Origin of the sequence: Flavobacterium sp. UBA4854 (assembly GCF_002399805.1) — a bacterium.
GTDB classification, from domain to species: domain Bacteria; phylum Bacteroidota; class Bacteroidia; order Flavobacteriales; family Flavobacteriaceae; genus Flavobacterium; species Flavobacterium ginsengisoli.
On record NZ_DHEI01000060.1, the window covers coordinates 1,555 to 6,493 of the forward strand.

The 4,939-nt window shown below is 34.8% G+C and carries 5 protein-coding genes; 2 read left to right on the forward strand and 3 right to left on the reverse strand.

The window, feature by feature from the left end; translation table 11 throughout:
* Positions 1-298: 298 nt before the first annotated feature.
* Both B3J44_RS08855 and B3J44_RS08860 read left to right on the forward strand, forming a co-directional pair.
* On the forward strand, positions 299-847 hold the full coding sequence (locus B3J44_RS08855; RefSeq protein ID WP_286967879.1) for a type 1 glutamine amidotransferase domain-containing protein: 549 nt from the start codon (positions 299-301) through the stop codon (positions 845-847).
* A 642-nt stretch (positions 848-1,489) separates the two neighbouring features.
* Positions 1,490-1,726, forward strand: a complete 237-nt coding sequence (locus tag B3J44_RS08860; RefSeq protein WP_286967881.1) for a hypothetical protein — start codon at positions 1,490-1,492, stop codon at positions 1,724-1,726.
* 185 nt (positions 1,727-1,911) lie between these two features.
* On the opposite strand, the gene B3J44_RS08865 is transcribed toward B3J44_RS08860, so the two are convergent.
* The 3 genes from B3J44_RS08865 to B3J44_RS08875 all read right to left on the reverse strand — a co-directional run.
* A complete protein-coding gene (locus tag B3J44_RS08865) occupies positions 1,912-2,367 on the reverse strand; it encodes a hypothetical protein (protein ID WP_286967883.1) in 456 nt (151 codons plus the stop codon).
* Between the two features lie 211 nt (positions 2,368-2,578).
* Positions 2,579-3,520: a hypothetical protein gene (locus B3J44_RS08870; RefSeq protein WP_286967886.1), complete on the reverse strand. Its 942-nt coding sequence runs from the start codon at positions 3,518-3,520 to the stop codon at positions 2,579-2,581.
* Positions 3,521-4,054: 534 nt separating this feature from the next.
* Positions 4,055-4,939, reverse strand: an 885-nt coding sequence (locus B3J44_RS08875) for an efflux RND transporter periplasmic adaptor subunit (RefSeq protein WP_286967888.1), incomplete at its 5' end; no start/stop codon positions are given.

Below are 4,939 nucleotides of genomic sequence, written 5' to 3' on the forward strand. Positions count from 1 at the left end.
GAGGAACGAGAAATCACACTCGGGAATCGACAAAGATTGGCGAATTACTTTACGGAGCTTCTAATGTGATTTCTCCCTTCGGTCGAAATGACAAAAAACACGAAATAAATCACTATAAAATAATAATCCAAATCGACCTCAATCTTACATAATTCTCGTTTAATTTTTAATAAAAATCTGTATTTCAGTTAATTAACTTTTATTAAAGAAAGCTTTAACATCGACTGTTTTCGCTGGCTGTTTGAAATAACTAATTTTAGGTAAATCAAAATTAATCACATTTTAAAAATTAGAAATTATGAAAAAGAATATCGCCATATTAGCAACAAACGGTTTTGAAGAGTCAGAATTAGCATCGCCAAAAGCCTATCTGGAAGAGCAAGGTTGGAATGCAGATATCGTCAGTTTGAAATCTGGAACAATCAAATCTTGGAAAGACGGAAATTGGAGCAAAGAATACAATGTTGATGTCGTATTAGATCAAGCAAATGAAGCCGATTACGATGCTTTGGTTCTGCCAGGTGGAGTTATAAATCCTGATTTATTAAGAAGAGAAGAAGCGGCAGTAAATTTTGTACGTTCGTTTTTTGAAAGTAAAAAACCAGTAGCCGCCATTTGTCACGGACCTCAAATTCTGGTGGATGCTGATGTTTTGGATGGTCGAAAAGTAACTTCGTTTTTCTCTGTTAAACACGATTTGATAAACGCGGGAGCACAATGGGAAGACTCAGAAGTTGTCGTAGACCACGGATTAGTAACCAGCCGAAACCCAAATGATTTGCCCGCTTTTAATAAAAAAATGGTGGAAGAAATTAAAGAAGGAATACACGAGCGCCAGAGAGTCTAAAAAGATATTTTTTTAGATTTGTCAAATTATAGAAAAATGCAGGATCATATTTTGGTCTTGCATTTTTTTTGGGATAAATATTGCGGGGCTTCGACTTCGCTCAGCCTGACAAATGTTTACGTGCAGTTTGTCTATTGATTTAGTTTGTCATTTCGACCAAAGGGAGAAATCACACACGTATATCGACAAAGATTGGCGATATACTTTGAGGAGTTTCTAGTGTGATTTGCTTCGCCTATTCGCTATCGCTCGGGTCTCCCTTCGGTCGAAATGACAAAACTTCGCGAATTCGTCCCGTATGTCATTTCGAGGAACGAGAAATCGCACGCGCATATCGACAAAGATTGGAGAAATACTTTGTAGAGTTTCTAGTGTGATTTCTCCTTACGTCGAAATGACAAAAATGCGGTTGAAATATAGATTTCTTATATTTGATAAAACGAATATATTTATTGAGAGAAAAATCTTTCTTTTTAAAATAGTTTTCTCTACATTTGAAGTTCCTAAAAAATTACGACTTTAAATTAGAGCAAGATTTGCCCTTGTATTATGTGTACGGTATCGGAAACGACCGTAAACGCCGTCGTAAGCGTTAGGAACACTAAGATGCAAGGGTTTTTATATTCCTAATATTACGACATTATGAGTACAAACAACACCCTTTCCAAAGAAGCCGAAACAAGGCTGATTGATTTTTTTAACCATATTATAGATCCCGAAGATATGGCTAAAATCTTAAGACAAGTAAATTGCATTTTAGCTCTCGGCATAATGCAACAACACGAAACCCTCCAAATCGGACTGCCAAATTTTGAAGACAATTATTATTGGCTCAATGAATTGGCGGAGATTTTGAATCCTTATTTGAGTGAGGAGTAAGAGTGTAAAATGGAAAAACCTCGATTTTTGAGTCGAGGTTTTATTTTTATACATAATGTATTCATTACTTTGCGGGCACGGATTGCAAATCCGCGCTATCGTTGCGGAGATATATCTGCGCAATCGGGTTGCAAATTTGCGTTATCGGGAGTTTTCTTTACATTTCACTTTTAAAAATATTTAATCTATAACCTTTGTATATAGCTCTCAAATATTTCTTCTAATTCTTCAGTTGGATGGAAACCCCATTCTGCCTTTCCGTGTACAAATAAACCATCTTCATAGGTTACTTCCGCAAGTGAACGAGGCAAATCTTTATCAAAAACTTTTTCCGAAAGTTTAGTTAAGGGTACAGATTGCCATTCTCCATCTTTTTGTTCCCGATACACGTAATTAGCTTTTGTCAATACAAATAGAGTTCGCTTGTCTTTGGAAAATGCACTTTTCACAACTACATATTCTCCATTATGGTTTCGGAAGAAAATTGCTCCCTTAGTCAGCCGTTCAAAATATGATGTCAATGGATCGCCTTCAAAGATTTGTGGAGTGCTTGGATATTCGTTTGGTTTATCCTCAAAAGTGAATACAATGCGTTGTGCAGCATTAGGTGTTTTAGATAGTATGTAATTGGGCCGTGTCATAGATGCATTTTTTTGACTTTTTTATTTCTTTGTAATTTGCTGTCCCTAGTCATCATATGCTGACTGCTAACGTTTTGGTAATAAGGTAGATTTGAGACTAAATTAAGCCCATTCTTCGGATTTGCCAAATCATTCAAACACAAAACCATCTTTTCATTAAGCCAATTGCTCAAATCCGTTGTAGTAGTTGTTGGCGGTAGTTGTTTTTTGGTTATCGTTGTTCATCGAGAATTTGTTGATTTTCTTCGTCAGTAATTTCAATTTCTCTTATTCTTAAAAGTCCGTTTGAAATAGCTGGTTCAAATTCCTTTTTAATTCTCTCAAGAGTCAATTCGTTTTGCTCTTCCTCTGGTCTTATAATTAAAACAAGAAACAAATAAGCATTTACTCTTTTGATATTTCTATAATAATTGATTTTGCTGAGCATCAAATAAAGTCGTTCACGCAACATTGTCATACTACGATTTTTAATTCTCATTTCAATGAAAATTTCTGTGTCTATAGTTTTAATGTAACCATCAAATATTGGACTAAATTCACTTACTGGGTCAATTTGTTGAAATTGATTAGTGAATTTTGCGTCGCTAATAATTGGAAGTTGACTTAATCCTTCAGTAGCTAAAAATTTTGGAAGCGCAATTTCTTCATATCGAATTGGATTAATGTAACGCCTTGTTGCTGGTTCTTGTGTTGGTGCTACTGTAGTTGTTGTTGTCGTTGTTCCTTGTTCAGCTTCCTGTTCAGTTTCTTTTTGCTTTTGTTGTTTTTCAGGTTCGTCTGCTTGTCTTACTGATAACATTTTTGCAAGTTCATCCGTCAATACAAATGTTGAGTTTATTTGCTTTTGACTTATGCTTGTTGAAATTGAAATAATTTGATTTCTTAGATCAGAATTTTCTTTTTTAAGCTCTTGGTTTTTATTCTCTGTTTCGCTTACAGTTCTTGAAAGAGAAATAAGTTTTATAATAGAAAAATTGTCAAAGGCTTCACTTAAAACTAAAACTGTTAGAAATGCAACAAGAACAAGAAGTCCGGTTGAAATTTGTACTGGTGGACAAGACCAAAAGAAATTGAAATAAATAAGTCCGCCAATAAAAATGCAAAGTAGTATTATCAATATTCTTACGAACCAATTAGCTTTCTTTATTTCCATATAAATTATATTATTTGTTTTGTTTTTGTATTTCTTGTTGGATTGTTTGTGTTACATTTACCGCTAACTTATTTATATACAGTTATCTACAAAGTAGAGATAATTATCCAAATTGGTTGTATAAGCGAATGTTTATTAAGAATTACTCTTTTTCAAAAATATCAATTTATCAATCTAAATAACTACGTATTTTTACCTGTTTATTTATTGTGAAAACAAATGCCCTAACCCCGATGGGAAAATCTTTTAGTGTCGGGGTTCGGCACAAAAGATTGGAAGGAACAGCGGGAATAGCTCCTAAAAATTCTAAAACTTATTCCAATCTTTGTCGAGTGAAGACTTCTCCTTACATCAAAATGACAAAAAATGAGAATAAAACTTTGCGACTTCGCGCCTTTGTGAGATAATTTATTAACAAAAAAAGGACAGTCCTCACAAATCAAGAGAACTGCCCTTTTAGGCAAATTTTTAAATTTGCATTCCTAAGAATGCGTACAGTTTTTGGTAATCACTAAATTGAAGACTAAACGCAGGTTATTCGTTTATGACATCGCCTTCCTTAGTTTCTTCGCTGGCAATTTTTACCAGTTTATCGTTTGGAGTTAAGTCGCCGAAAATTTCAATTTTATCTTCGATTTCTCTTCCTTTTTTAATATCCACTCTTGTGGCTTTGTGGTTTACTACTTTCACCACATAAATTCCTTCTGCAGAACTTACCACTGCCGATTTTGGCACTACAAATGTGCTGTCTTTCGCGTTAAGCGGTAACAAAACTTCGGCAACCATTCCAGGTAATAAATTTCCTTTGGTGTTATGAACGTCCATTTCAACTCTTTCAGAACGTAGTTTTAAATCTAAAGCACCAGACATTCTGGTAATTTTTGCTGTAAAAGTATCTGGCAGCGATTTTACATTAAAACTCATTTCGTCGCCTGGGTGTAAATATCCTGTGTACAATTCTGGAACAGAAACCGCCAAACGTAATTTGCTTTGCTCCTGAATCGTTAATAAAGGCAAATCTGAACCTTTTCCTGCTGGGCCAACAAATGTTCCTAAATTGACATTTCTAGCCGCTACAACGCCATCAAAAGGAGCACGAATTTCTAGGTAACCTCTCATAATAGAAATTTCTTTGTGAGCTGCAATTGCTGCCTGATATTGTGCGTAATCAGAATTCTTTTTACCGCTTGCCATTTCTAAATCGTTTTTAGAAATCGTTCCTTCAACTTTGCTTGTTTCGTACAAACGGTTGTAAGTGCTTTTGCTGGTTGCGTAAATGGCTTCCATAGATTTTAATCTAGATTCGGCTGCAGCCACTTGCGAACTGATTTCTGGTGCTTCTAAAACAATTAAAAGCTGTCCTTTTTTTACTTTCGTACCAATATCAACTTTTAAAGTTTTTACGAAACTGCTCACTTT